Below are 2,620 nucleotides of genomic sequence, written 5' to 3' on the forward strand. Positions count from 1 at the left end.
TAAAAAAAGAGGCTTTTGGCTAACTGCATTTTTATTATTAATGTTTGTTGCTAATCCATTTACTGCATTCACTTACTTTTCAAATCCTGAAGCAATTATTCAAGTTTATCCATCTCTTTCAGAGGGACTTCTTTATTTTATGGGGCTACTTGCGGTTTTAAACGTTGTTTTTGCTATAGCGATATGGTCATGGAAAAAAGTAGGTGTTTATGGAATCTATGGTTCTATGGCACTAGCATTTTTAATTAACCTTTATATAGGTATTGGAATTATTGGTTCATTAACAGGCTTAATTGGTGTTGTAATTATATATTTCACAACAAAAAACAGATGGCAACTATTCACTTAGTTTGCATATAACAAGCGCATTAAGAATGGGACTGCTAACAGTTGGCTTAGTTTCGCTCCGCTACACATTTTAGCCAACAATTATCAGCCCCTTATGCGGGCGTTGAGGCTGTAGAATTACTCTTTTTAGAAACATATCCTACCATTTAAAATTGATTGTTTTTTAACCTTGAATCCGCCGGGTGACTGTGATCTAATAGATATTATTCACCCACGGTAAATTGTTATGGCCAACTATAAGCCTGATTTATCCTGCCAAAATAAATTCATTCCTATCAATTTCGCTGAGCAAATTCTGCCTGGCACTTTTGAGTATGCCCTTTGTTATATTGTCGAAAATAAACTCGATTTATCGGGATTTGACGCGTGGTATAACAACGACAAAACAGGCGCTGCTGCGTATCCGCCTTCGGTAATGCTAAAGATTATTTTACTGGGCTACGCACATGGTTTTATCAGTAGTCGCCGAATTACTAAAGCGTGTGAGACGAACATTTTATTTATGAGTGTGTCGGGTGATATTCAGCCGCATTACACATCAATAGCAGGCTTCGTGGCTAAAATGCATGAACAGATTGAGCCGCTATTTACGCAAGTGCTGATGATATGTGATGAGGAAGGCTTGGTAGGCCGCAATATGTTTGCTATTGATGGGTGTAAATTAAAGTCCAATGCGAGTAAAGAGTGGAGCGGGACATTTGATGAACTAGGCCGTAAAAAAGCAAAACTAGAGCGCGCAAGTAAACGCATCATTGAACGCCATCAAGCCCAAGATGGCCTAAGTGAAGAACTTGTCACTCAGGACTTAAAGCAAAAAGAAAAACTCGATAAAAGCGCCGCTAAAATCACAGAGTTTCTAGCAACCCATCAAGAGAAAACAGGCAGTAAAGGCAAGCCAGTTAAAAGTAATATCACCGACCCAGACAGCGCAAAAATGACGACCTCCAAAGGCACCATTCAAGGCTACAATGGCATTGCGATAAATGACGACAAGCACCAAATTATACTGCAAGCACAAGCATGGGGCTCAGTGGGCGAGCAACAAACTCTGCAGCCAGCCGTTGCACAATTAAAACAACAACTCGATAAATTGAACACTAACAAACTCAAAGACGAACACACGATAAAATTCACCGCAGACAGTGGGTTTAACAGCGAAGCAAACCTTAAATACATGGCGCAAAGTGGCTTTGATAGTTACATAGCTGATAATCAGTTTAGAAAACGAAACCCGTTGTTTAAAGAAAGTGAAACCTATGAAACAGAGCAAGAAAAACGTCGACTAAAACGTAGTAAAGGCAAACCTCGATTATTTACCTCAGAGGATTTTTATTATGATGAAGCAACCCAAACCTGCCGCTGCCCCGCAGGCAATGATATGTGGCGAAGCGGGGTTAATGTAAACAGCCACAACCAACAATACACCCGATTCTGCGGTTACTTAAAAGATTGCAAGGTATGCCCACTGCAACAGCAGTGCATGCGAAAGCCACCGATAAAAATAGGGCGGCAAGTTCAGTTTAAAAATGATGAATCGCGTAAAAAGTTAAGCTACATCGACAAAATGAAGGTCAAAATAGACAGCCTGATGGGGCGACGACAGTACAGTAAACGACTTGGCTGTATAGAGCCGGTGTTCGGGAATATTACAGTGAATAAAGGCATGAATAAACTGACCTTACGGGGTCAAACGAAAGTGAATGCGCAATGGCAACTGTACTGCCTTGTTCATAATATAGAAAAACTGCAAAACACGATGCATTAAGAAGGGGAAGCCCTTTTAACTTAAAATAAAGCGACTCAACCACTCGTAACCACTTCCAAAAAGCCAATTAAAACAATATCAAACACTTTTTTATATGCTGCGTAAAAGTACAGTAATCGATTGAACCAAAATAGGAACTCAGCTATGGTTTGTTTATCAATAAAAACAAATTTGAAAACGAGTTAATCTACAGGCTCGTTATATGCCTAAATTGAATTGAGAGGGAGTTATCAATGTCCATGACAATGTACGTAATTTTAACGTTAAGTGACGTTCCAAATACGAATTCATTAAATGAATTATCAAAGCAGCTAAATGCTCCAGTTCAATATTTAGAAAATGTAGATATAAAAAAGCACACAGGTTTTCTTCCTGTTAAATTAAATGGTGAAGAGTCTGGTGTAGAAACATATATGTCACCGTTATCAGAGTTTACAGATTATTTCCCTAGCTTCGATTCATCAGGCTATGATGAGCCAGTTGTTGTAACGTTTCGATGGGGTGGTG

At 39.1% G+C, this 2,620-nt stretch carries 3 protein-coding genes; all 3 read left to right on the forward strand.

Annotated elements, in window-relative coordinates:
* A partial coding sequence (locus tag ATS76_RS10870) for a hypothetical protein (protein WP_058552165.1) occupies nt 1-349 on the forward strand: 349 nt, incomplete at its 5' end.
* Nucleotides 350-574: 225 nt separating this feature from the next.
* On the forward strand, nt 575-2,113 hold the full coding sequence (locus ATS76_RS10875; protein WP_058552166.1) for a transposase: 1,539 nt from the start codon (nt 575-577) through the stop codon (nt 2,111-2,113).
* A gap of 233 nt (nt 2,114-2,346) precedes the next feature.
* Nucleotides 2,347-2,620, forward strand: a 274-nt coding sequence (locus tag ATS76_RS10880) for a hypothetical protein (protein WP_058552167.1), incomplete at its 3' end; no start/stop codon positions are given.

Origin of the sequence: Pseudoalteromonas sp. 10-33, from assembly GCF_001469195.1 — a bacterium.
Classification (GTDB): Bacteria; Pseudomonadota; Gammaproteobacteria; order Enterobacterales; family Alteromonadaceae; genus Pseudoalteromonas.

Excerpts from the sequence above, each read along its gene's own strand:
- ATS76_RS10875 (WP_058552166.1), top strand. The coding sequence starts at position 575 with ATGGCCAACTATAAGCCTGATTTATCCTGCCAAAATAAATTCATTCCT.